Genomic DNA, 22,591 nt, shown 5'->3' on the forward strand with positions numbered 1-22,591 from the left:
GTCGTTGCGCTACATTGGCCCCCGTGACAGGTGCGAAGAGTCCCCGATGACCAGCGACAAGAGGCGTACGCCGGCCGGCGCCGCGGTGCTGCGGGGCGACATCACCAGGGCCATCCGCCGTGCCCTGACGCAGGAACTCGCCGCGGTCGGATACGGGCGGCTCTCCATCGAGGCGGTGGCCCGCCGGGCCGGGGTGAGCAAGACCGCGATCTACCGGCGGTGGAACTCGAAACTCGACCTGGTGATCGAGACCGTGGTGGCCGCCGCCGGCAACAAACTACCGGCGCTGGACACCGGCAGCCTACGCGGCGACCTGACGCTGCTGTTCCAGGTGATCGCCCACGCGCTCAGCCACCCGCTGGCCTCGCAGATCATCCCCGACCTGCTCGCCGAGGCGGCCCGCAACCCGACCATCGACGCCACCCTCCAGCAGCTCCTGCGGGCCAAGCAGCAGGAGATCGGCGGCCGGTTGATCGGCCTGGCGGTGCAACGCGGCGAACTGCCCGCCGACACCGACGCCGACGCGGCCGTCGACCTGATCGTCGGCCCGCTGTACTGGCGGCTGGCCATCGCGCGGACCCCGCTCACCCCGAGCTACCTGGAGCTGCTGGTGGAGTCGGTGGCGACCGGGCTGACCGCGAACGGCACGGTGCCCCGTCAGCGGGAGGCGCCGGTGTCCGGTTGACCGGCCCCCGCCCGGCCTCCTCCGGGACACCGCCACGCCGCCCACCGGCCATCGACCGGAGGTGGTTGCGGTTACCCTGCTTTCCGGACCGGAGCGGGGCGACCGTCCGCCGCCCGCCGGCCGTACGACTCTCGCGTACCGTGCCCGTACGACGACAAGGACGACCCGTGCCGAACGCCGACCCCGTTGCCGTCGCGCCCCCGCCCGTCGCACCACCCCCCGCCGGGCCGGCCGCCGGACGACCGCAGCCCGCGCACCGGCTGCGGTCGGCGCTCGCCGCCGCCCCGGCCGTCATCACCGACGCCGGGGTGCTGGGCTTCGCGCTGTGGACGGTGCTCTACCACGCGTCCTTCCTGTTCGGGCTGCGCCCGTCGGTGACCTTCCTGAGCTGGCTCGTCGGCTGCGTCGTCATCGCCGCCGTGGTCGGGGTGCGCGCCCTGCGGCGGACCCGCGTCCCCGCCGCGCCCCCCGTACCGGCCGCCGACCCCGTCCCGTCGGGCGGGACGGGCCAGCCGCGCCGCTTCCTGCTGCCCGTGGTCGCCGCCGGGGTGGTCGCCGCCGTCACCGCCGGCCTCGCCGGCACCCCGGCCGGCGACGTGCTCTCCTGGTGGGTCCCGGCCGCTGCCGGTGCCGTCGCGGGCATCGGCGTCATGCTGCTCACCGGGCGGGCGTGGCGGGCCGACGACGCGGACCCACCCGTGCCACCCGTCCCCACCGCCGGCCAGTCCGGGTACGCGCTGCTGATCTCGGTCGGGGCGGCGATCTCCTCGCTCTACCTGGCCCGCAACACCCCGGACGACGTCTACTACGTCGGCAAGACGGTCTGGGTGGCCGAGCGTGACCTGGTACCCACCAACGACTTCCTGTTCACCGAGAACGTCGCCCCGGCGATGGGCTCCCTGCCCCCCACCCCGTCGATCGAGGTCTTCGACGGCGCGCTCGCGCACGTACTCGGCATCCACGGCGCGTCCGCCACCTGGTACCTCGCGCTGCCGGTGATGGCGGTGCTGGCCGTCCTGGCGCTGTGGCGGCTCACCCATCGGTGGGCCCCGCGCCGGCCGGTGCTCGCGTTCAGCGTCGCGGTGACCTACCTCTACCTGGTGGCCGGCTCGGACGCCGCGCTCGGCACCTTCCACCTGCCCCGCCTCTACGAGGGCAAGGGGATGTTCGTCTCGGCGGTCATCCCGCTGATGTGGCTCTACCTCACCGAGTGGTTCGACACCCGGTCCCGCCGTTCGCTGCTGCTCGTCTTCGCCCTCTCGGTGACCGCCGCCGGCCTCACCACGACCTCGGCGATCATCCTGCCGATGCTGGTCGGCGCTGCCGGGCTGGCCATGCTGCTGGTCGGCCGGTGGAGGGACGCGGTGGTCGGCGGGCTCGCCGCCGTGGCGTACCCGGTGGGGGCGATCGTGGTGTCCCGGCTCGTGCTGGGCGGCATGGACGCCGCCGGCGCGGACGACGCCTTCTTCGACGCCGAGTACACCTACCGGCGCACGCTGCTGGTCGGGATCGTCGGGGTGATCAGCGGCCTGGCGCTGTGGTGCGGGCCGCTGCTGGCCCGCCGGCGCACCCCGGCGCTGCTGGCCGCCGGTGCTGCCCTGGTGATGAGCGTGCTGCTGGTGCCCGGCGTGCTGGAGACGCTCGGCGCGCTGACCGGCATCTCCGTGGTGCTCTGGCGGGTGCCGTGGCTGCTGGCCCTGCCGACCCTGATCGGCCTGCTCTGCACGGTGAGCGTCCCGTCGCCGTCGCGGCTGCTGCGCGGCGCGGTCGGCGGGCTGGTCGCCGCCGCGATGGTCACCTCGTTCGCCGTCTGGGCGACCCCGATGTGGTCGCCGGACAGTTGGGTGGAGACGCACACCCGCCCCACCTGGAAGCTGCCCCAGCAGCGGCAGGAGATCGCGTTCTGGATCGCCGGACAGGACCGGCCGGACGGGCTCGTCCTCGCCCCCTCGACGATCATGCGAACCTCACTGATCGTCACCAGCCGGGTCCGGGTCGTCCTGCCCCGCGACTTCTACCTGGTCGAGTACGACCTGAACTCCGATTTCGCCAAGGACCGGCTGCTGCTGGCCCATTTCGCCGACGGGCGTGAGAAACCCGACCGGGCGCAGGTCGCCGCCGCCGTCGAGCGACTCGGCGTGGGCACCATCTGCGTCTACAACGGCAACCGGTACGCCCGGGAGACGGCCGTCGAGCTGGGCTTCACCGAGTTCGCCTCGCGGCGTGGACCGGGCGCGACGACCTGCTACGGCCGGGCGGGCTGAGCGGAGGACGTCCCGTGTCAACCGCCAGGTATCGTCTCATCTGACCGAAATGGACCTGGATACCCGAGCGACACCGGGACGTCCTCTCGCGTTAAAGTCGCAGTCACCCGCAGGCCGGCCCGGTCGGTCGCGGTGCTGCGGTCACGCCCGTCGTACGACGAGGCCGCCGACCGCCGGGCCCCGCCCGTCATCGATCTCATAGGGAGCGTCCCCCTTGTTCGGCTCGTTACTGGAACGCACCGGCACCGCCGCCCGAGGCGCGCTGCTGGTGCTGTCCTACCTGGTCATGCTCGTCGCGGGCGGCTTCGGATGGGTGGCCCTGTTCGCCGTGGCCGGGCTGGCCGCCGTCGTCGGCGAGTTCGCCGTCACCCGCTGGTCGCCCCCCTCGGAGACCCTGCTGGAGAAGGTCGGCCTCAACCGGGGCTACCGGCAGCTCAGCCGCGACCTGGCCAGCGTGCTGCTGGTCGCCGCCACGGTCCCGCTCACCGGGGTCGAGCTGACCTGGCTGTTGGTGCTGCCGGCGGCGGTCTGGGTGACTGCCGTCTTCTCGGGCGCCCTCAACACCATGATCGACAGGCGGAACCCGGTCTCCGCGCTGGTCCGCAACATCGAGCTGGGGCCGATCCGGTCGGCCCCCCGCCCGCCCGGGTGGGTCGCCGCCCTGGCCGGCGTCCAACTCGCGGTGCTCAACGTGCTGCTGATCCCGGCCGCCGTGGTCGCGGCGGTCCGTACCGACGTCACCGTCATGCTGGCGGTCGCCGCGCTGGCCGCCGGGCTCGCCGCCCTGGTCGGCGCGGTCGTCGCGGTGACCTGGCTGCGGGGGCGGGGCACCGGCAAGAGCCCGGTGCTGCCGGTGCTCCAACGGTGGATCGACGGCTACCGCCCCGAGGTCGCACTCTACTTCGCCGGCCCGGCCAAGGACGTCTACCAGGCGAACATGTGGCTGGCCCCGACCGAGGCGCTGCACCAGCGGGCGGTCGTGCTGATGCGCAGCAGGGAGGCGTTCTTCGAGCTGGCCGACACCCGGCTGCCGGTGATCTGCGTGCCGACCGGCCCGGACTTCATGAACCTCGAACTGGGCACGGTGCGGGCCGCCCTCTACGCGGCCAACGTCGGCGCGAACATCCACATGCTGCGCGAGCCGGGCATGAAGCACGTGTTCGTCGGCCACGGCGACAGCGACAAGCAGGCCAGCGTCAACCCGTACAGCAAGGTGTACGACGAGGTGTGGGTCGCCGGCCTGGCCGGCCGGGAGCGGTACGCGCGGGCCGCGGTCGGCGTCCGCGACGAGGACATCGTGGAGATCGGCCGGCCGCAGCTCGCCGGGGTGCACACCTTCGGCGGGACCGCCCCGGACCGGCCGTTCACCGTCCTGTACGCCCCCACCTGGGAGGGTTGGCTCGACGACGATCCCTACCACACCTCGCTGGTGCTGATGGGGGAGCGGATCGTCCGGGGGGTGCTCGCCTCGCCGCAGGTGCGCCTGGTCTACAAGCCGCACCCGCTGACCGGCTCCCGTTCCAAGGAGGCCCGGGCGGTGCACGAGCGGCTGGTGTCGCTGATCCGCGCCGCCGGTGGTGACCCGGACTCCGGTTCGCTGGACGGCCCCGGGCACCGGGTGGTCACCGGCCGGGTCCCGGCCCTGTTCGACTGCTTCAACCAGACCGACCTGCTGATCAGCGACATCTCCAGCGTGGTCTCCGACTTCGTGCAAAGCCAGCGGCCGTACGTGGTGGCCAACCCGAGCGGGCTGCCGGAGGACGAGTTCCGGCGCGAGTTCCCCACCTCCCGGGGGGCGTACCTGCTCTCCCGGGACTGCGGCGAGCTGGAGAAGATCGTCGCGGTGACCCGGGCCGGCGACGACCCGATGACCGACGCCCGGCGGGAGCTGAAGACCTACCTGCTCGGCCCGGCCGAGGCCAACCCGATGGACCGGTTCCAGGAGGAGATCGGCCGGCTCTGCCGCTGACCGACCAGGCTGCGGGACCCGGGGCGGACGCCCGCCCCGGGTCCCGCGTCGTTTCCACGGGCAGTGGCGGCAGCGGGCCGGTGACCGGTGTGGGGTCGCCCGGCGTTTCCCCCGGGCCGGCGCTTCTGCCACCATTCGCTCGACATCCGTACGACGAATGGGGATCACCGGTGCGCATCCTGCTGGTCGAGGACGACCGACGGGTGGCGGCCGCCCTCGCCTCGGCGCTGACCCGACGCGGGTACGAGGTCGAGCACGCGGCCACCGTCGCCGCCGCCCTCTCCGCCGCCCCCTGCGACCTCGTCCTGCTCGACCTCACCCTGCCCGACGGGGACGGCACGGAGGTGTGCCGGGAGTTGCGGCGGCGCAGCAGCCAGCTCGGCATCATCGCGGTCACCGCCCGGGGCGAGGAACGCGACCGGGTGCTCGGGCTGCGGCTCGGCGCCGACGACTACGTGGTGAAGCCGTTCTCGATGGTGGAGTTGCAGGCCCGGATCGAGGCGGTGCTGCGGCGGGCGGCCCACGCCGCGCCGGCCCGGGACCTGATCGAGGTGGGGCCGGTCCGCATCGACGTGTCCGCCCGGACGGTCGCCGTCGCCGGTCAGCCGGTGGCGTTGACCCGTAAGGAGTTCGACATCCTGCTGTCGTTGGCCCGTCAGCCCGGCACGGCGGTGCCCCGGGACCGCATCCTGCTCGACGTCTGGGGCACCACCTGGGCCGACCGGCACACCGTCGAGGTGCACGTCGGCTCGCTGCGTGCCAAGCTCGGCGACCCCCGGCTGGTGGAGACCGTACGCGGGGTCGGCTACCGGCTCCGGGGCGAGTGAGGGGCAGCCGGTGCGGCGTCGACTGGTGATCAGCTACCTGCTGCTGATGGTGCTGGTGCTCCTGGCGTTGGAGACCCCGCTCGCGGCGACCCTGGCGTCCCGGGAGACCGACCGGGTCCGCGCCGACCGGCTCGCCGACGCGACCCGGTTCGCCTCGCTGGCCGGGCCGGCGCTGCGCGGCGGCGGGGCCGGGCCGCTGACCGGCGAACTCGTCAGCTACGACCAGCTCTACGGCATCGGGGCCGCCGTCGTCGACCGGGACGGGCGGGCGCTGGTGGTGTCGACGAGTTGGCGTACCGGCCGGGACACCCGGGCGGCCCTGGACTCCGCCCTGGCCGGGCAGCAGTTCAACGGGCCGGACTCGGTGTGGCCGTGGGTGGACGGCCCGCTGGTGGTGGCGGTGCCGATCAACGACGGCGGTGAGGTGCTCGGCGCGGTGGTCACCGCCACGCCTGTGGCGAAGGTGCGCCGCACGGTCACCGCGTGGTGGCTGCTGCTGGCCGGGATCGGGCTGCTCGCCGTACTGGCCTGTGTCTCCACCGCGTTCGGGCTGGCCGGTTGGGTGTTGCGCCCGGTGACCGAGCTGGACGCGGTGACCCACGAGATCGCCGAGGGGGACCGGGGCGCCCGGGTGCAGGACCGGTGGGGCCCGCCGGAGTTGCGTCGGCTGGCGGCCAGCTTCAACCACATGGCGGCGGTGGTCGCCGACGTGATGGACCGGCAGCGGGCCTTCGTCGCGCACGCCAGTCACCAGTTGCGCAATCCGCTGACCGCGCTGCGGCTGCGGGTGGAGGAGCTGGGGCCGAGCGTGGTCGACCAGGACGGCCGGGCCGAGCACCGGCTCGCCCTGGAGGAGACCGACAGGTTGGCGCTGGTCCTCGACGGGCTGCTCACCCTGGCCCGCGCGGAGCGGGAGCAGAACGAGCGGGTCACCGTGGACGCGGCGGCGGTGGCCGCGTCCCGGGTCGCCGCGTGGGAGCCGTTGGCCCGGCACCGGTCGGTCACGTTGCGCCTGGCGGCGTCCGGCCCGGCCTACGCCCGGACCGTGCCGACCGCCGTCGACCAGGCGTTGGACGCGCTGATCGACAACGCGATCAAGTTCAGCGGCGACGGCGGTGAGGTGACCGTGGCGGTCCGGTACGCCGACGGGGGCACCGCGCTGGAGGTGCGTGACACCGGCCCGGGGATGACCCCGGGCCAGCTCGACCAGGCCACCGAGCGGTTCTGGCGGGCCCCGGACGCGCAGAACATCGAGGGTGCGGGCCTCGGCCTGACCATCGTGGCGGTGCTGGTGGACGCCTCTGACGGCCGGCTCACCATGCATCCGGGACAGCCGCGGGGCCTGGTCGCCGAGCTGTGGTTCCCGGCCCCGGCCGATCCCGACCCGGCCGCGCACCCCACCACCCCGGCCCTGCCTGCCGCCCGGGTCCCGCCCGCCGGCACCGCCCCGCCGGACGGGCCGGCGACGTCCAGCGGCGACCGGTCGGCGGTGTCGGAGCGGGGCTGAGCGGTCAGGGTTTGGCGGAGCGGTACCAGTCGGCCGCGCCCGGGTGCAGCGGCAGCGGTGTGGTGGCGATCGCCGACCGGGGACTCATCCGGCCGGCCGCCGGGTGGGCGGCGGCCAGTTCCGACCGGCGTTCCATCAGCAGCCGGGTCACCTCGCGGACCAGGGGCTCGGGCAGGTCCGCCCGGACGATCAGATAGTTGGGGTTGGCGACCGTGGTGACCGGGTCCACCCCGTACACGGAGCGGGGGATGTCCCGGGAGACGTACACCTCCCGGTAGGCGCGGCGCAGCGGCTCGGTCCACTCGCCGAGGTTCACCAGCCGGATCGAGGTGGCGTCGGCAAGCGCCTTCACCCCGCGTACCGGCAGACCGCCGGAGAAGAAGAAGGCGTCGATCCTGCCGGCGCGCAGTGCCGCCACCGAGTCGTCCAGCCCGAGGTGTTCCTGCCGGATCTGGTTCCCGCCGAGCCGGGCCACCTCCAGCAGCCGGGTCACGGTGACCTCGGTGCCGGAGCCGGCCGCGCCCACCGACACCCGTCGCCCGCGCAGGTCGGCGAGGTCACGGATCGGGCCGCCGGCCGTGGTGACCAGGTGCAGCAGGTCGTCGTAGACGCGGGCGACGGCGAGCACCTTCGGCGGGGTGGTCGGGCTGGTGTCGAGCACGTCGGCCTGGGTGAAGCCCAGTTCGGCGGCACCGGAGCCGACCAGCCGGACGTTCTGGGCGGAGGCGGCGGTGACCACCACGCTGGCCCGGACGCCGGGCAGTTCACGGTTGAGGACGGTGGCCAGCGACTGGCCGAAGGCGTGGTAGACGGCGGTCGGGCTGCCGGTGGCGATCCGGATCGGGATCGGCTCGTCGGGGGTGTCCTGGCAGGCGGTCAGCCCGCCGAGCACCACGACCAGCAGCATCAGCAGCGCCCCGCCGGCGGAGGTGGGCCGCCGGCCGCGCCCGGTCCGGCTACGGCTCACGCGGTGCACTCTGCGCCGTCACCGGCTCCGGCGCAAGCTCGGGCCGCCGGTGACCGGTCTGAGTCCCGGGTCAGTGTGTGGTGTGGTGGCCGGTGGCCGTTCTCAGACCAGGGTGGGGACCCGGGCGGGTGCCAACGCGGCCCGCTCCATGATCCGCAGCCGGTCCGGTCCGTCCGCGACGCTCACCACCAGGCAGCCGGCCCCCGGCCGCAGCAGCGCCGGCACCTCCAGCAGCGCCGCCGACCGGATCAGCACGGCGGCCAGTTCCCGGTCGGCCAGCCGGATGCCGAGGATGTGCCGCCGGACGTGCCGGCCGCCGGCCAGCAGGGCCGAACGCCAGGCGGCCGAGGCGAGCCGGGTCCGCCAGGCGGCCCGGGGGGTGGAGGAGCCGACGGCCGGCCCGAGCAGTTCCCGACGCCCCTGCCGCCACCCCGTCTCCCGCAGCTGCGTGAACCCGGTGCGGTGGCCCGCCGGCACGTGCAACCGGTGCAGCTCGTAGCGGCGGCGCAGGCCACCGGTGACCACCTCGTGCCCGACGGGCACGTCGAGCCGGGCGAGCAGTTGCCGCATCCGCAGCGCCGCGTCGTGCCGGTTGAACTCCACAGTCCCCCGCTCCTGTGGCGTGGGGGCGTGCGGGCGGGCCGTCGGCGTCGGGGTGCAGCGCACCAGGCAGGCCACCTCGAACGCGTCGGCCAGGGTCAGCCAGTCCAGCGGCGGCGGGGACGACGGGAGGCGCGGTCGGTCGAGCAGGCGGGGTTCGGAGATCATCGGACCGCTCCTTCTCGACGTCGGATTCCCCTAACGGTCGCCTGCCGATCGGCCCGCCTCCAGCCATCGGCACCGGATTTGAGGAAATCTTGCGTTCCTAGAGTTCGGTCACCACCACGTCGATCTGCCGGGGCCGGCCCGCCGTCACCTGCTGCTCCTCGACCGGATACTTCAGGTCACGCAGCGCGCCGATCAACGCGGTCGCGGTCCGTGGTCGGGCCCCGGCCAGCAGCAGGTCACGGACCAGCCGCCCCTTGGTCGCCTTGTTGAAGTGACTGACCACGGTGCGTTCCCCCGGCCGGCGCTCGTGCAGCACCCGCACGGTGACCGTCCGACCGGCCAGCTCCGCCGGCGGCGTCCAGGTCGCCGCATAGGCGGCAGAGCGCAGGTCCAGCACCGGGCCGCTGCCGGCCGCCGCCGTGAGCACCGGCGACAGCACCCGCCGCCAGTACGCCGACAGCGCCCCCACCCCCGGCAACCGCGCCCCGATCGGGCACCGGTACGGCGGAATCCGGTCGGCGAGCCGGACCGCACCCCACAGGCCCGAGCTGACCAGCACGGTCCGGCGGGCCGTCCGCAGCGCCCCGGGCGGCAGGGTGGCCAGGCCGAGCGCCTCGTAGAGCACCCCGGTGTAGACCTGCCCGGCCGGCGCGGTGGCGGCCCGGTCCAGCCGGGCGTTGCGGGCCAACTCGCCCCGCTGACCGGCGGTCAACCCGAGGGCGGCCAGGGCGGCGTCCGCGGCGGCGGCGGACCGGCCGGTGGCGCTGAGCGTCATCAACGCGCCCAGCACCTCCTCGCGGGCCGGGGTCAGCTCGGGCAGGGAAAGCCGGGTCAGGTCGAGCCGACGACCGGTGCCGGCGTCGGCCTTGCCCTCGGAGGGCGGCAACAGGATGAGCACCGGCACAGCGTACGGACCGAGGTCAGCGCCATGGCCGGACGGCGCTCGGCGGGTGGTACACGCGATACCCGGCGACCTCGACCAGCCGGGCGGTGTCGGCCCCGTCCCCGAGCAGGTGACGCAGCCGGCGTTCCGCCGGGGAACCGACCGGCAGCACGTACCCGGGTCGCGCCGCCCGCTCCACCCGCCGCCAGTACGGCGGGTACCGGTTCTGCCCCGGGGTGAGCCGCCCGTCGAGCACCGCGCAGACCACCCGTTCGCCCGTGTCGAAGGTCAACCGGTTGCAGGTCCAGTAGTCGCCGTAGACCTCCCGCAGCCCGGCACGCCGTACCGCGTCGGCCAGGTCCCGGGCCCGCCGCTGGTCGGCCCGGGGCGCGTCCAGCGTGGCCAGGAACAGGCCCGTCGCCACCACGGCGGTGGTGGTCAACCCGGCCAGCACGGCGGTGGCGCTCGCCCCGACCAGCCGGCCGACCACCCCGACGCTGCCCCGCCAGCAGGCCACCGCCGCCAGCCAGAGCGGCCAGAGCACCGCCGGCAGGGAGATCTGCACCACCGACAGGTAGCGGGCGTTGGCGAGCGGGTCGGTCGCGGCGAGCGGGCTGCGGACGTACGACAGCAGGGTCAGCGCGGCACCGGCGACCAGGGTGAGCTGGGCGAGCGGTCGGACCCGCACGGCCGCCGGCCGGCCCACGGACCGGCGGTGGCCGACCAGGGCGAGCCCGGCGGCGGCGGCCAGCAGCACCGGGTAGAGCACCCCGAACCACTCCTGCCACCTGGCGCACCCGGTGACCGGGCAGAGGCCGGTGGCCAGCGGCACCCCCTCCAGCAGCCCGCCCCGCACCCGGTCCGCCCACGGCGGCGTCGGGCCGGTACCGGCGCTGAGCTGACGCAGCACCGACAGCGAGTCCGCGCCCGGCGGGGCGACCAGGTTGTCCCAGGCCAGCGGCGCCATCCCGACCGCGATCCCGGCCACCAGCAGCAGCCCCGACCAGCCCCACAGCTCCCGGCGCAGCGCGTACAGCAGCAGCAGGCCGGCGACCGCCAGGTAGGGGGCGAGCAGCCAGTCCGACCAGAGCGCCGCCCCGGCGAGCACCCCGGCCAACCCCGTGGCCGCCCGCCGCCAGCCGGGCCGCCGCCACCGGCCCCGCCGCCCGGCCAGGCCCACCGCGACCAGCGGGATCGCCAGCACCATCGGTTTGCCCTCGGGCCGCCCACCCACCACGGTGAGCTGGTCACGCACCACCCGTTCGGTGCCGAGCACCAACAGTCCGACCACGAAGGTGGCGAACCACGGCCGGTAGAGCCGCCGGGTCAGCCGGTGGGACAACCAGAGGAAGAGGGCGTACAACGCGACAAGCGGCAACCGCAGCACCGGCCAGGACGGCCCGGCCAGCGCCACCAGCGGTGCCGCCAGGTAGGACTCGACCATGCCCATGTAGTGCTGCCCGTACAGGAACACCGGGTGTTCCCGGCCGGCGGCGATGTGCAGCGCGGCCAGCCCGAACGTCGCCTCGTCGCTGTTCGCGGCGGGCACCGTCAGCAGGGTCAGGACCAGCCGGTACCCCACCCCGGCGACCCCGAGCAGCAGCGCGACCAGCGCCGGACGGTCCAGCCGCGCGCGGTCGGGCGGTACAGGTGTCGACACGACCAACGCCCCCGTCGTCGTCCCGACCGGAGTGTGTCACGCCCACCGGGCGCGCCGGGGCGGATCGGGCCAGCCGGCTTCCCGCCGGGCGGGTGCGGGCCGGCTACCTGGGCGCTCGCCTGGCCGCTGCCGGACACCTGTGGCAGGGTTGCAGCGTGCCATCCACCACCGCAGGCCAGCTGGCCGTACCCACCCTGCACCGGGCCGCGCGGATCGAGGACGCCCTGCACCAGTTGGTGGAGCGCCGGCTGCGGCGCACCGGGTGGCAGCCCAACATCGTCGCGTACGCCGGTTACGGCGCGCCCGGCTGGGCCCGGGTGCTGTGCCGGGTGCTGCTCAGCCGCCCCGACCGGCGGCAGGGCCGACTGGAGAAGGTCCGCGGCTGGCGCAGCTTCGCCACCCTGCCCGCCAAGCACGTCGAGGTCACCATCGAGGCCGGCGACGGCGTACACACCGCCCGGGCCGACCGCAGCGGCTTCGTCGACACCGTCGTCAGGGCCGACTTCACCCCCGGCTGGGCGTCGGTGCGGCTGCGGGTCGCCGACGCCGAACCGGTCGAGGCGCTGGTCCGGATCATCGACCCGGAGGTGCGGCTGGGCATCCTCTCCGACATCGACGACACGGTGATGGTGACCGCGCTGCCCCGGCCCATGCTGGCCGCGTGGAACACGTTCGTCCTCGACGAGCACGCCCGCACGGCGGTGCCCGGCATGGCGGTGCTGTACGAACGCCTGGTCACCGCCCACCCGGGCAGCCCGGTGTTCTACCTGTCGACCGGCGCGTGGAACGTCGCGCCGACGCTGACCCGGTTCCTGTCCCGGCACCTCTACCCGGCCGGCCCGCTGCTGCTCACCGACTGGGGGCCGACGGCCGACCGCTGGTTCCGCAGCGGCCGGGAGCACAAGCGGGCCACCCTGGCCCGGCTCGCCACCGAGTTCCCCGACGTCCGGTGGCTGCTGATCGGCGACGACGGGCAGCACGACCAGGAGATCTACCGCGAGTTCGCCGCCGCCCACCCGGAGAACGTCGCCGGGGTGGCGATCCGCCGGCTCTCCCCGACCCAGTCGGTGCTCGCCGGCAGCCTGCCCGTACCCAACGACCGGCCGTCGTCGGCGGGGCCGGTGGGGCAGAAGTGGCTCTCGGCCCCCGACGGGGCGGGCCTGTGGAAGCTGCTCCGCGACGCCGGCCTGGTCTGAGCGGCCCCGGCCGGCGTCCCGGGCGGGTCAGTCGCGGCGGAGCCAGAGCACGCCGAGCGGGGGGACCCGCAGCGCCACCGAGGCGGGCAGGCCGTGCCAGGGGACGTCCTGGGCGTGCACCGCGCCGAGGTTGCCCACCCCGGAACCGCCGTAGTGGTGGGCGTCGGTGTTGATCACCTCGGTCCAGGTTCCGGCGGCCGGCAGGCCGACCCGATAGTCCTCCAGCGGGCCGGCGGAGAAGTTCGCCACGCAGACCAGGGTCGCGCCGTCCGGGGCGATCCGGACGAACGAGACCGTGTTGTTGGCGACGTCGTCACCGGCGATCCAACGGAACCCGGCCGGGTCGGTGTCCTGTGCCCACAGCGCCGGGGTGTCCCGGTAGGCGGCGTTGAGGTCGGCGACCAGTCGCTGCACCCCGGCCCGCGCCGGGTCGTGCAGGAGGTACCAGTCGAGGCCGCGTTCCTCGCTCCACTCCCGGTCGTCGCCCAGTTCGCAGCCCATGAAGAGCAGCTGCTTGCCCGGGTGCGCCCACATGTACGCCAGCAGCGCCCGTACGTTGGCCAGCCGCTGCCAGGTGTCGCCGGGCATCTTGCCGGCCAGCGACCCCTTGCCGTGCACCACCTCGTCGTGGCTGATCGGCAGCACGTAGTTCTCGCTCCAGGCATACGCCAGGGAGAAGGTGAGCTGATGGTGGTGGTGCTGCCGGTAGATCGGGTCCTTCGCGGTGTAGAGCAGGGTGTCGTGCATCCAGCCCATGTTCCACTTGAAGCCGAAGCCGAGCCCGCCGTCGCTGGTGGGCCGGGTGACCCCCGGCCAGGCGGTGGACTCCTCGGCGATCATCACCACCCCGGCGTGGTGCTTGTAGACGGTGGCGTTGACCTCCTGCATGAAGGCGATCGCCTCCAGGTTCTCCCGGCCGCCGTGCCGGTTGGGCAGCCACTGCCCCTCCGGGCGGGAGTAGTCCAGGTAGAGCATCGAGGCGACCGCGTCCACCCGCAGACCGTCGACGTGGAACTCGTCGCACCAGTACAGGGCGTTGGCGACCAGGAAGTTGCGTACCTCACGGCGGCCGAAGTCGAAGACGTACGTGCCCCAGTCGGGGTGTTCGCCGCGGCGCGGGTCGGGGTGTTCGTAGAGCGGGGTGCCGTCGAAGCGGGCCAGCGCCCACTCGTCCTTGGGGAAGTGCGCGGGCACCCAGTCCAGCAGCACCCCGATGCCGGCGGCGTGCAGCCTGTCGACCAGGTACCGGAAGTCGTCCGGGTCGCCGAACCGGGAGGTGGGCGCGAAGTAGCCGGTGACCTGGTAGCCCCAGGAACCACCGAACGGGTGCTCCATCACCGGCAGGAACTCCACGTGCGTGAAACCCATCTCGGTGACGTACGCGGTGAGTTGTTCGGCCAGGTCGCGGTAGCCGAGGCCGGGCCGCCACGAGCCGAGGTGCACCTCGTACACGCTCATCGGTTCCCGGTGCGGCTGCCGGCGGGCCCGCTGTTCCAGCCACCGCGCGTCGGTCCACTCGTAGCGGGACCGGTGCACCACCGAGGCGGTGGCCGGTGGCACCTCCGCGTACGCGGCCAACGGGTCGGCCTTGTCCCGCCACCGCCCGTCGGCACCGAGGACGCGGTACTTGTAGCGGGCCCCCTCCGGCGCGCCGGGCACGAAGATCTCCCACACGCCGCTGGACCCGAGGCTGCGCATCGGCCAGCCGTCGTCGGGACCCCAGCCGGTGAAGTCGCCGACCACCCGTAGCCCACGGGCGTTCGGGGCCCACACCGCGAAGGCGACGCCGCCGTCGCGGACCCGCGCGCCGAGCGCCTCCCAGAGCCGTTCGTGCCGGCCCTCGCCGATCAGGTGCAGGTCCAGCTCGCCCAGGGTCGGCGGATGGCGGTACGGGTCGTCGGTGACCCACCCGTCGACGTCGACCCGGTAGTCGAGCACGCTGCCCTCGACGCGGGCCTCGAAGACGCCGACGTCGTGCACCCGCTTCATCGGGTGCCGCTCGTCGCCGACGAGCAGCGCCACGTCCCCGGCGCCCCGCCGCATGGTGCGGATCGTGGTCCACCCGTCGGCGGGGTGCGCGCCGAGCAGGGCGTGCGGGTCGTGCGTCGCGCCGGCGATCAGCTGGTCCATCGGTCGTCCTTCGAGGCGGTCGGGGTGGTGCCGTCGGTCGGGTCGGTGGCGGGCACGGTCGGCGCAGTGCCCCCGGACAGTTCGGTGGGCACCTCCGCCACGGTCAGTTCGGGTGGGGTGGTGCCGGCGGAGGGGTCCGCGTCGTCCGGCCCGGTCCCGGGCGGGCCGGCCGGGCTGTCGGCCGGGGCGGGTGCGGCCGGGCGGTGGACGGTCAGCACGTGCGCCGGTTGCAGGTACGGGTCGAGCCGGACGGCGTTGCGCTGCCCCCACTCGTAGCCGGCCCCGGTCAGCTCGTCGTGCACGGTGAACCGTTCGTGCCAGTCGAAGCCGAGCGCCGGCATGTCCAGCGTCGTGTTGCCCCACTGCACGGTGTGCGAGTCGAACGAGCAGACCACGATGACCGTGTCGCCGGTGTCCGGGTCGCGCTTGGACCAGCAGAGCAGCGCCGGGTTGTCGATGTCGTGGAAGACCAGGTTACGCAGCCGGTGCAGGGCCGGGTGCTCGCGGCGGACCCGGTTGAGGGTGGCGACGAACGGGGCGAGCGAGCGGCCGTGCGCCTGCGCGCCGTCCCAGTCCCGGGGGCGTAGCTCGTACTTCTCGTTGTCGAGGTACTCCTCCGCCCCGGGCCGGGCGACGTGTTCGAACAGCTCGAAGCCGGCGTAGATGCCCCACGAGGGGCTCAGCAGCGCGGCAAGCACCGCCCGGATCTTGAACATCGGCGGCCCGCCGTGCTGCAACGACGCGTGCAGGATGTCCGGGGTGTTGGGCCAGAAGTTCGGCCGCATCCAGTCGACCGAGGCGACCAGCTCCTCGCAGTACTCCCGCATCTGTGCCGCCGTCGTCCGCCAGGTGAAGTAGGTGTACGACTGGGTGAAGCCGATCTTGCCGAGGCCGTGCATGATCGCCGGTCTGGTGAACGCCTCGGCCAGGAAGAGCACGTCCGGGTCGGTGCGCTTGACCTCGGCGATCAGCCAGTGCCAGAAGTCGAACGGCTTGGTGTGCGGGTTGTCCACCCGGAAGATCCGGATGCCCTCGCCGATCCAGTGCCGTACCACCCGCAGCACCTCGGCCCGGATGCCCTCGGGGTCGTTGTCGAAGTTGATCGGGTAGATGTCCTGGTACTTCTTCGGTGGGTTCTCCGCGTAGGCGATGCTGCCGTCGGCGCGGGTGGTGAACCACTCCGGGTGCTCGGTCACCCAGGGGTGGTCGGGGGCGCACTGCAACGCCAGGTCCATCGCCACCTCCAGGCCCTGCTCGGCGGCGGCGACGACGAAGTCGCGGAAGTCCTCGGGCGTACCCAGGTCGGGGTGGATGGCGTCGTGGCCGCCCTCGGCCGCGCCGATCGCCCACGGCGAGCCGACGTCGTCGGGGCCGGCGGTCAGCGCGTTGTTGCGGCCCTTGCGGTTGACCCGGCCGATCGGGTGGATCGGCGGCAGGTAGAGCACGTCGAAGCCCATCGCCGCGACCCCGGGCAGCCGGTCCAGTGCGGTGACGAAGGTGCCCGAGCGGGCCGGCGCGTCGACGGTGGCCGGGATGGCGCCCTCGGAGCGGGGGAAGAACTCGTACCAGGCGGAGAAGAGCGCCCGGGGGCGGTCCACCCAGAGCAGGTGCGGGGTGCCGGTGGTGACCAGTTCCCGTACCGGATGAGCCCAGAGCAGGTCGGCCAGGTCGAGGGCCGGGGCGACCCGTCGCGCCAGGTCGGCCCGCTCGTCGCCCAGCGCCTTCACCGCCGCCGTGACCCGCCCGGCCGCGTCGGCCGGTACGAGGTCCAGCGCGGCGGTGAGCACCCGGACGCCCTCGGCCAGGTCGTTGGCCAGCTCGGCCGCGCCCTGCCCGGCGGCGACCTTCTTGGTCACCGCGTTGTGCCAGGTGAGGTACGGGTCCTGGAACGCCTCGACGGTGAACGACCACTCGCCGACGGCGTCCGGCCGGATGGTGGCGTGCCAGCGGTCCTGCCCCGGCTCGCCCGGCCGCATCCGGGTGAACGGGCGGGTCACGCCGTCGGGGCCGTGCCAGACCACGTTGCAGCCGAGCGCGTCGTGCCCCTCCCGGTAGGCGCGGGCCGACACCGGCACCAGCTCGTCGACCACCGCCTTGGCCGGGTAGCGACCGCAGGCGACGACGGGGGAGACGTCTTCGATCGGGAACCGTCCGCTCACCCGCCCAACCTACTGTGCGAGATCCCCTCGCGCTCAACCAAGCGTCCCCTTCGCCCCGTCCCGGCGTCGCCGCCCAGGTCCGGACACATGGCGTTGCCGACGGATCACCACGTGTGTATGGTCGGCCGGGTCAATCGACAGATCGCGATCTGGAGGTAGGATGAATCGGCTCAAATCCCGCGCGGCAACCCTCGTGGCAGGCACCGCGATCGCCGGCCTTGTCGCGGCCGTGCTGCCCGGTACCGCCGCCCAGGCCGGCTACTACCAGTACCGCAAGTGCTCCACCGCGGTCTCGCTCTCCTTCTTCGTCGACAGCACCTCGTCGACCACGCGGTGGCCGCACTCGATCGGCTGGAACAACGTCATGTACGCGGCGCAGGAGGCCAACGGTCGCTACCACGTCTCGCTCTGGGACACCTCGGGTGACACCAACGGCTGGGTCAGCACCGCCTGGGTCCGCGCCTGCTGAACCGGCCGCCGTACGGCAAAGGCGGCGACGCCGACCCCGCACCACACCCGACGACGCGGAGGTACCCGTGAGTACGACCAGCAAGCGTGCGCTCGCTCTGTTGACGGCGACCGCCCTGACCAGCCTCGGCACGGCCGTGGCGACCGGCGGTGCCGCCCAGGCCGCCTACTACCAGTACAGCAAGTGCTCCACCGCCGTCAGCCTGTCCGTGTTCGTGGACAGCACCTCCTCGACCACGAAGTGGCCGCACTCGGTCGGTTACAACACCCGCATGTTCGCGGCGCAGGAGGCCAACGGTCGCTACCACGTCTCGCTCTGGGACGCCTCGGGTGACACCAACGGCTGGGTCAGCACCGCCTGGGTCCGGCCCTGCTCGTAGCCTTTCACGCCGCTCGCACCCGTTCGTTCTCGCGGTAGCTCGCCACCGCCGTCGCTGTGCGGCGGCACCCCTGTCGGAGACCCGGATGCCTGTCAGGCCTGAGAATGCCTGACAGGCATACGGGCTTTCCCGGGACCGGCACCGGGGTGACGCGGGGCGCGGCGCTATCGGTCGCCGTAGTGGTACCGGCAGGCGATGATCTCGACGTCGTCCTTGGTGACCCGGTACACCAGCCGGTGTTCCGCATGGCCACCTCCGGGGTGGGTACGGAAAAATGTACCGAACCTCTCCCTATGCGCGTAGCGAGCGGTACAGCTCCAGGGTCTGGGCGGCGATCGCGTCCCAGGAGAAGTGCTCGACGGCCCGCCGCCGGCCGGCGAGGCCGAACGCCTCGGTGCGCTTCGGGTCGGCCAGCAGCTCGTTGATCGCCCGGCCGAGGTCGGCGACGAAGCGGTCCGGGTCCAGCGGGTCGCCACTGCCGTCGCCGGCCTGCTCGATCGGCACCAGCAGCCCGGTCTCGCCGTCGGCGACCACCTCGGGGATGCCGCCGGTGGCCGTCGCCACCACCGCCGTCTCGCAGGCCATCGCCTCCAGGTTGACGATGCCCATCGGCTCGTAGACCGAGGGGCAGACGAAGAGGGTGGCGTGGGTGAGCACCTGGATCACCTCGGGCTTGGGCAGCATCTCGGCCACCCAGACCACTCCGGACCGGTTGGCCCGCAGCTCGGTGACCAGCCCCTGGACCTCGGCGGCGATCTCCGGGGTGTCCGGCGCGCCGGCGAGCAGCACGAGCTGGGTGTCGGCGGGCAGTTCCCGGGCCGCCCGCAGCAGGTACGGCAGACCCTTCTGCCTGGTGATCCGCCCGACGTAGACCACGCTGGGGCGGGCCGGGTCGATGCCGAGCCGGTCCAGCACGTCGGTGCCGGGGTCCGGGGCGTACTGGGCGGTGTCGATGCCGTTGTAGACCACCCGGACCCGGTCGGGGTTCACCGCCGGGTAGGCGGTCAGCACGTCCCGGCGCATCCCCGCGCTGACCGCGACGATCGCGTCGGCGGCCTCCATGGCCGTCCGCTCGCACCAGGACGAGAGCGCGTAGCCGCCGCCGAGCTGCTCGGCCTTCCACGGGCGCAGCGGTTCCAGGCTGTGCGCGGTCACCACGTGCGGCACCCCGTACAGCAGCTTTGCGGTGTGCCCGGCCAGGTTGGCGTACCAGGTGTGGCTGTGCACCACGTCGGTGCCGGCGCACCCGGCGGCCATCGTCAGGTCGACGCCCATGGTGCGCAGCGCCGCGTTCGCGCCACCCAGGGCGGCCGGCTCGGGGTACGCGGTGACACCCGGCTCGTCGCGCGCCGCGCCGAAGCAGTGCACCCGGACGTCGGCGAGCCGGCGCAGCTCCCGGGCCAGGTACTCGACGTGCACCCCGGCCCCGCCGTACACCTCCGGCGGATACTCGCGGGTCAGCAGGTCCACGCGCAGCGGGGCGGAGTCGGTCATGCCCGGCACCCTAGTGCAGATTCCGGCTGCGCACCGGTCGCGGAACTGTGCCCGTACGAGTGGTGAAGTCGCAGCGGTATGGATAGCGTCTGGTCATGGCTGCCAAGGTGCTCGCGATCGTCCTGGCCGGCGGAGAGGGCAAGCGCCTCATGCCGCTCACCGCGGACCGGGCCAAGCCGGCCGTCCCGTTCGGCGGGATGTACCGCATGGTCGATTTCGTCCTGTCCAATCTGGCGAACGCCGGCTTTCTCAAGATCGTCGTGCTGACCCAGTACAAGTCCCACTCCCTGGACCGGCACATCACCAAGACCTGGCGGATGTCGACCCTGCTCGGCAACTACGTCACGCCGGTGCCGGCCCAGCAGCGCCGGGGCCCGTGGTGGTTCGCCGGTTCCGCCGACGCCATCTACCAGAGCTTCAACCTGATCAACGACGAGCAGCCGGACCACGTGATCGTCTTCGGCGCCGACCACATCTACCGGATGGATCCCCGGCAGATGGTCGACGACCACATCGCCTCCGGCGCCGCGGTGACCGTCGCCGGCATCCGCCAGCCGCTGTCGATGGCCGACCAGTTCGGCGTGATCGAGGTCGGCCCGGACGGCAAACGGATCAGGTCGTTCCGGGAGAAGCCCACCGACGCCGTCGGCCTGCCCGACGCCCCCGACCAGATCTATGCCTCGATGGGCAACTACGTCTTCTCCACCCGGGCGCTCTGCGAGGTCGTCGAGCGGGACGCGGCCGACAAGACCAGCAAGCACGACATGGGCGGCAGCATCATCCCGATGCTGGTCGAGCGGGGCGAGGCCAACGTCTACGACTTCAAGGACAACGAGGTGCCCGGCAGCACCGACCGGGACCGGGGCTACTGGCGGGACGTGGGGACGCTCGACTCCTTCTACGACGCGCACATGGATCTGATCAACGTGCACCCGGTGTTCAACCTCTACAACTTCGACTGGCCCATCTACACCGACCAGCCGCCGTACCCGCCGGCGAAGTTCGTCCACCAGTGGGGCGAGCGGGTCGGCCGGGCGGTCGGCTCGATGATCTCGCCCGGCGCGGTGATCTCCGGCTCGCTGGTGGAGAACTCGGTGGTCTCGCCCAAGGTCAAGGTGCACTCCTGGGCGCAGGTCGACGGCGCGGTGCTGATGGAGGGCGTCGAGGTGGGCCGGCACGCGGTGGTCCGCCGGGCCATCCTCGACAAGAACGTCTTCGTGCCCGAGGGCGCCGAGATCGGGGTCGACCTGGAGAAGGACAGGCAGCGCTACACGGTCTCCGACAACGGCGTCGTCGTCATCGGCAAGGGGCAGCGCGTCGAGCCCTGAGCCCGGGTGTGTGACCCGGCCGCCGCCGGGAAGACGACACACCCGCCCCGTACCACCCGAGGAGGTTTCCGCAGTGGCCCACCCCCGTGCCGGACAGCCCGCCGAGCCCGCCGACCTGGTCGACGTGCCCCGGCTGGTGACCGCCTACTACGCCGAGCACCCGGACCCGGACGACCCGGCGCAGCAGGTCTCCTTCGGCACCTCCGGCCACCGGGGGTCCAGCCTGCGCAACGCCTTCAACTCCGACCACATCCTCGCCGTCACCCAGGCGCTCTGCGACTACCGCCGCAGCCAGGGCCTGACCGGGCCGCTGTTCCTGGCCCGGGACACCCACGCGCTGTCCGCCCCCGCCGAGGCCGACGCGCTGGAGGTGCTCGCCGCCAACGACGTCACGGTGCTGCGGGACAGCCGCGACGGCTACACCCCCACCCCGGCGCTGTCGCACGCCGTGCTCACCCACAACCGGGGACGCACCGACGGGCTCGCCGACGGCATCGTGATCACCCCGTCGCACAACCCGCCCGACGACGGCGGCTTCAAGTACAACCCCACCAACGGCGGGCCCGCCGACACCGACGTGACGCGGTGGATCCAGGACCGGGCGAACGCGATCCTGGCCGCCGGGCTCAAGGAGGTCAGACGCATCCCGTACGCGCGGGCGCGCGCCGCCGACACCACCGGCACGTACGACTTCCTCGCCGGCTACGTCGACGACCTGCCGTCGGTGCTCGACATCGACGCGATCCGCGACGCCGGGGTGCGGATCGGGGCCGACCCGCTCGGCGGGGCCAGCGTCGCCTACTGGGGCGAGATCGCGCAGCGGCACCGGCTCGACCTCACCGTGATCAACCCGTTGGTCGACCCGACCTGGCGGTTCATGACCCTCGACGGGGACGGCAAGATCCGGATGGACTGCTCGTCGCCCAACGCGATGGCGTCGCTGATCGCCGCCCGGGACCGGTTCCAGGTCTCCACCGGCAACGACGCCGACGCCGACCGGCACGGCATCGTCACCCCCGACGGGGGCCTGATGAACCCCAACCACTACCTGGCGGTGGCGATCGGCCACCTGTTCCGTACCCGGTCGCAGTGGGGCCCGGCGGCGGCCGTCGGCAAGACCCTGGTCTCCTCCTCGATGATCGACCGGATCGCCACCGACCTGGGCCGGCCGCTGCTGGAGGTGCCTGTCGGCTTCAAGTGGTTCGTCCCCGGGCTGCTCGACGGCACGGTCGGCTTCGGGGGCGAGGAGAGCGCCGGGGCGTCCTTCCTGCGCCGCGACGGCAGCACCTGGACCACCGACAAGGACGGCATTCTGCTCTGCCTGCTCGCCGCCGAGATCATCGCGACGACCGGTCGGACCCCGAGCGAGCACTACGCCGCGCTGACCGACCGCTTCGGTGCGCCCGCGTACGCCCGGATCGACGCCCCGGCCACCCGGGAGCAGAAGGCCGTGCTCGGCAGGCTCTCCCCGGAGCAGGTCGGCGCCGAGGAGTTGGCCGGCGAGCGGATCACCGCGACGCTGACCGAGGCGCCCGGCAACGGCGCGAAGATCGGCGGGTTGAAGGTGACCACCGAGTCGGGCTGGTTCGCCGCCCGGCCGTCCGGCACCGAGGACGTCTACAAGATCTACGCCGAGTCGTTCCAGGGGCCGGAGCACCTGAAGCGGATCCAGCAGGAGGCCAAGTCCCTGGTCGACGAGGTGCTGTCGACGTCGTGAGTACCACCTGTGTCCCGTCCGGCCGTCCACGGGTGACCGGGCGGGACACCCGGGCCGCCGGGCAGGCTGCCGTTCGCAGCGGACGTGGTCGACGGAGAGCGAGCGGGGCCGGCCGGTGGCGGGAGCACTACCTACCGTCCGCGCCCCGGCAGTACGTCTCCAGCGCCTACCTGATCGGGTCCGCCGCGA

General features: G+C 73.4%; 17 protein-coding genes. 10 read left to right on the forward strand and 7 right to left on the reverse strand.

The features are described 5' to 3' along the window. The first annotated feature begins 46 nt into the window (after positions 1–46). From Q2K16_RS30595 to Q2K16_RS30615, 5 genes are all read left to right on the forward strand, one after another. Positions 47–685, forward strand: a complete 639-nt coding sequence (locus Q2K16_RS30595) for a TetR/AcrR family transcriptional regulator (protein ID WP_302741918.1) — start codon at positions 47–49, stop codon at positions 683–685. A gap of 167 nt (positions 686–852) precedes the next feature. Next, positions 853–2,949, forward strand: a complete 2,097-nt coding sequence (locus Q2K16_RS30600; protein ID WP_302741920.1) for a DUF6077 domain-containing protein — start codon at positions 853–855, stop codon at positions 2,947–2,949. 214 nt (positions 2,950–3,163) lie between these two features. Then, the gene (locus Q2K16_RS30605) at positions 3,164–4,918 is read left to right on the forward strand and encodes a CDP-glycerol glycerophosphotransferase family protein (protein ID WP_302741922.1); all 1,755 of its coding nucleotides are present in this window, start codon (positions 3,164–3,166) and stop codon (positions 4,916–4,918) included. Positions 4,919–5,088: 170 nt separating this feature from the next. After that, entirely contained in the window at positions 5,089–5,745 is a 657-nt protein-coding gene (locus Q2K16_RS30610; protein WP_302741923.1) for a response regulator transcription factor, read from the forward strand. A gap of 10 nt (positions 5,746–5,755) precedes the next feature. Next, the gene (locus tag Q2K16_RS30615) at positions 5,756–7,252 is read left to right on the forward strand and encodes a sensor histidine kinase (protein WP_302741924.1); all 1,497 of its coding nucleotides are present in this window, start codon (positions 5,756–5,758) and stop codon (positions 7,250–7,252) included. 4 nt (positions 7,253–7,256) lie between these two features. On the opposite strand, the gene Q2K16_RS30620 is transcribed toward Q2K16_RS30615, so the two are convergent. The 4 genes from Q2K16_RS30620 to Q2K16_RS30635 all read right to left on the reverse strand — a co-directional run bounded on the left by Q2K16_RS30620 (position 7,257) and on the right by Q2K16_RS30635 (position 11,536). Beyond that, a complete protein-coding gene (locus Q2K16_RS30620; RefSeq protein WP_489671832.1) occupies positions 7,257–8,219 on the reverse strand; it encodes a TAXI family TRAP transporter solute-binding subunit in 963 nt (320 codons plus the stop codon). Positions 8,220–8,321: 102 nt separating this feature from the next. After that, entirely contained in the window at positions 8,322–8,987 is a 666-nt protein-coding gene (locus Q2K16_RS30625) for a hypothetical protein (protein ID WP_302741926.1), read from the reverse strand. Between the two features lie 97 nt (positions 8,988–9,084). Beyond that, complete coding sequence (gene yaaA, locus Q2K16_RS30630; RefSeq protein WP_302741927.1) at positions 9,085–9,885, reverse strand: peroxide stress protein YaaA; 801 nt, start codon at positions 9,883–9,885, stop codon at positions 9,085–9,087. 22 nt (positions 9,886–9,907) lie between these two features. Next, positions 9,908–11,536 (reverse strand): hypothetical protein, encoded by a 1,629-nt coding sequence (locus tag Q2K16_RS30635; RefSeq protein ID WP_368052526.1) that lies wholly within the window; start codon positions 11,534–11,536, stop codon positions 9,908–9,910. 149 nt (positions 11,537–11,685) lie between these two features. On the opposite strand from Q2K16_RS30635, the gene Q2K16_RS30640 reads away from it, so the two are divergent. After that, a complete protein-coding gene (locus Q2K16_RS30640) occupies positions 11,686–12,726 on the forward strand; it encodes an App1 family protein phosphatidate phosphatase (RefSeq protein ID WP_302741928.1) in 1,041 nt (346 codons plus the stop codon). Between the two features lie 27 nt (positions 12,727–12,753). Here the strand turns inward: Q2K16_RS30640 and glgB are convergent, their stop codons facing one another. Beyond that, on the reverse strand, positions 12,754–14,856 hold the full coding sequence (glgB, locus tag Q2K16_RS30645; RefSeq protein WP_302741930.1) for a 1,4-alpha-glucan branching protein GlgB: 2,103 nt from the start codon (positions 14,854–14,856) through the stop codon (positions 12,754–12,756). Beyond that, entirely contained in the window at positions 14,844–17,015 is a 2,172-nt protein-coding gene (locus Q2K16_RS30650) for an alpha-1,4-glucan--maltose-1-phosphate maltosyltransferase (RefSeq protein ID WP_302741931.1), read from the reverse strand. Before Q2K16_RS30650 ends, glgB begins: the two co-directional genes overlap by 13 nt. 160 nt (positions 17,016–17,175) lie before the next feature. Here Q2K16_RS30650 and Q2K16_RS30655 point away from each other — a divergent pair, with 160 nt between their 5' ends. Both Q2K16_RS30655 and Q2K16_RS30660 read left to right on the forward strand, forming a co-directional pair. Beyond that, positions 17,176–17,484 carry a hypothetical protein gene (locus tag Q2K16_RS30655; RefSeq protein ID WP_302741932.1) on the forward strand — a complete coding sequence of 103 codons (309 nt, stop codon included), beginning with the start codon at positions 17,176–17,178 and terminating at the stop codon, positions 17,482–17,484. A 67-nt stretch (positions 17,485–17,551) separates the two neighbouring features. Then, positions 17,552–17,863 (forward strand): hypothetical protein, encoded by a 312-nt coding sequence (locus Q2K16_RS30660; RefSeq protein ID WP_088645400.1) that lies wholly within the window; start codon positions 17,552–17,554, stop codon positions 17,861–17,863. Between the two features lie 291 nt (positions 17,864–18,154). On the opposite strand, the gene glgA is transcribed toward Q2K16_RS30660, so the two are convergent. Next, the gene (gene glgA, locus Q2K16_RS30665; RefSeq protein ID WP_302741934.1) at positions 18,155–19,357 is read right to left on the reverse strand and encodes a glycogen synthase; all 1,203 of its coding nucleotides are present in this window, start codon (positions 19,355–19,357) and stop codon (positions 18,155–18,157) included. A gap of 95 nt (positions 19,358–19,452) precedes the next feature. On the opposite strand from glgA, the gene glgC reads away from it, so the two are divergent. Together glgC and pgm are read left to right on the forward strand one after the other, a co-directional pair. Continuing rightward, positions 19,453–20,685 (forward strand): glucose-1-phosphate adenylyltransferase, encoded by a 1,233-nt coding sequence (gene glgC, locus Q2K16_RS30670; RefSeq protein ID WP_302741936.1) that lies wholly within the window; start codon positions 19,453–19,455, stop codon positions 20,683–20,685. Positions 20,686–20,758: 73 nt separating this feature from the next. Further along, the gene (gene pgm, locus Q2K16_RS30675) at positions 20,759–22,402 is read left to right on the forward strand and encodes a phosphoglucomutase (alpha-D-glucose-1,6-bisphosphate-dependent) (RefSeq protein WP_302741938.1); all 1,644 of its coding nucleotides are present in this window, start codon (positions 20,759–20,761) and stop codon (positions 22,400–22,402) included. Positions 22,403–22,591 lie beyond the last annotated feature (189 nt).

The sequence above is a fragment of the Micromonospora cynarisoli genome, assembly GCF_030518815.1.
Classification (GTDB): Bacteria; Actinomycetota; Actinomycetes; order Mycobacteriales; family Micromonosporaceae; genus Micromonospora; species Micromonospora wenchangensis.

What these genes read in the sequence shown, in the direction of transcription:
- Q2K16_RS30595 (WP_302741918.1), top strand. Translation starts at nt 47, where the DNA reads ATGACCAGCGACAAGAGGCGTACGCCGGCCGGCGCCGCGGTGCTGCGG.
- Q2K16_RS30625 (WP_302741926.1), bottom strand. Translation starts at nt 8,987, where the DNA reads ATGATCTCCGAACCCCGCCTGCTCGACCGACCGCGCCTCCCGTCGTCC.
- glgB (WP_302741930.1), bottom strand. Translation starts at nt 14,856, where the DNA reads ATGGACCAGCTGATCGCCGGCGCGACGCACGACCCGCACGCCCTGCTC.
- Q2K16_RS30655 (WP_302741932.1), top strand. Translation starts at nt 17,176, where the DNA reads ATGAATCGGCTCAAATCCCGCGCGGCAACCCTCGTGGCAGGCACCGCG.
- glgA (WP_302741934.1), bottom strand. Translation starts at nt 19,357, where the DNA reads ATGACCGACTCCGCCCCGCTGCGCGTGGACCTGCTGACCCGCGAGTAT.
- glgC (WP_302741936.1), top strand. Translation starts at nt 19,453, where the DNA reads ATGGCTGCCAAGGTGCTCGCGATCGTCCTGGCCGGCGGAGAGGGCAAG.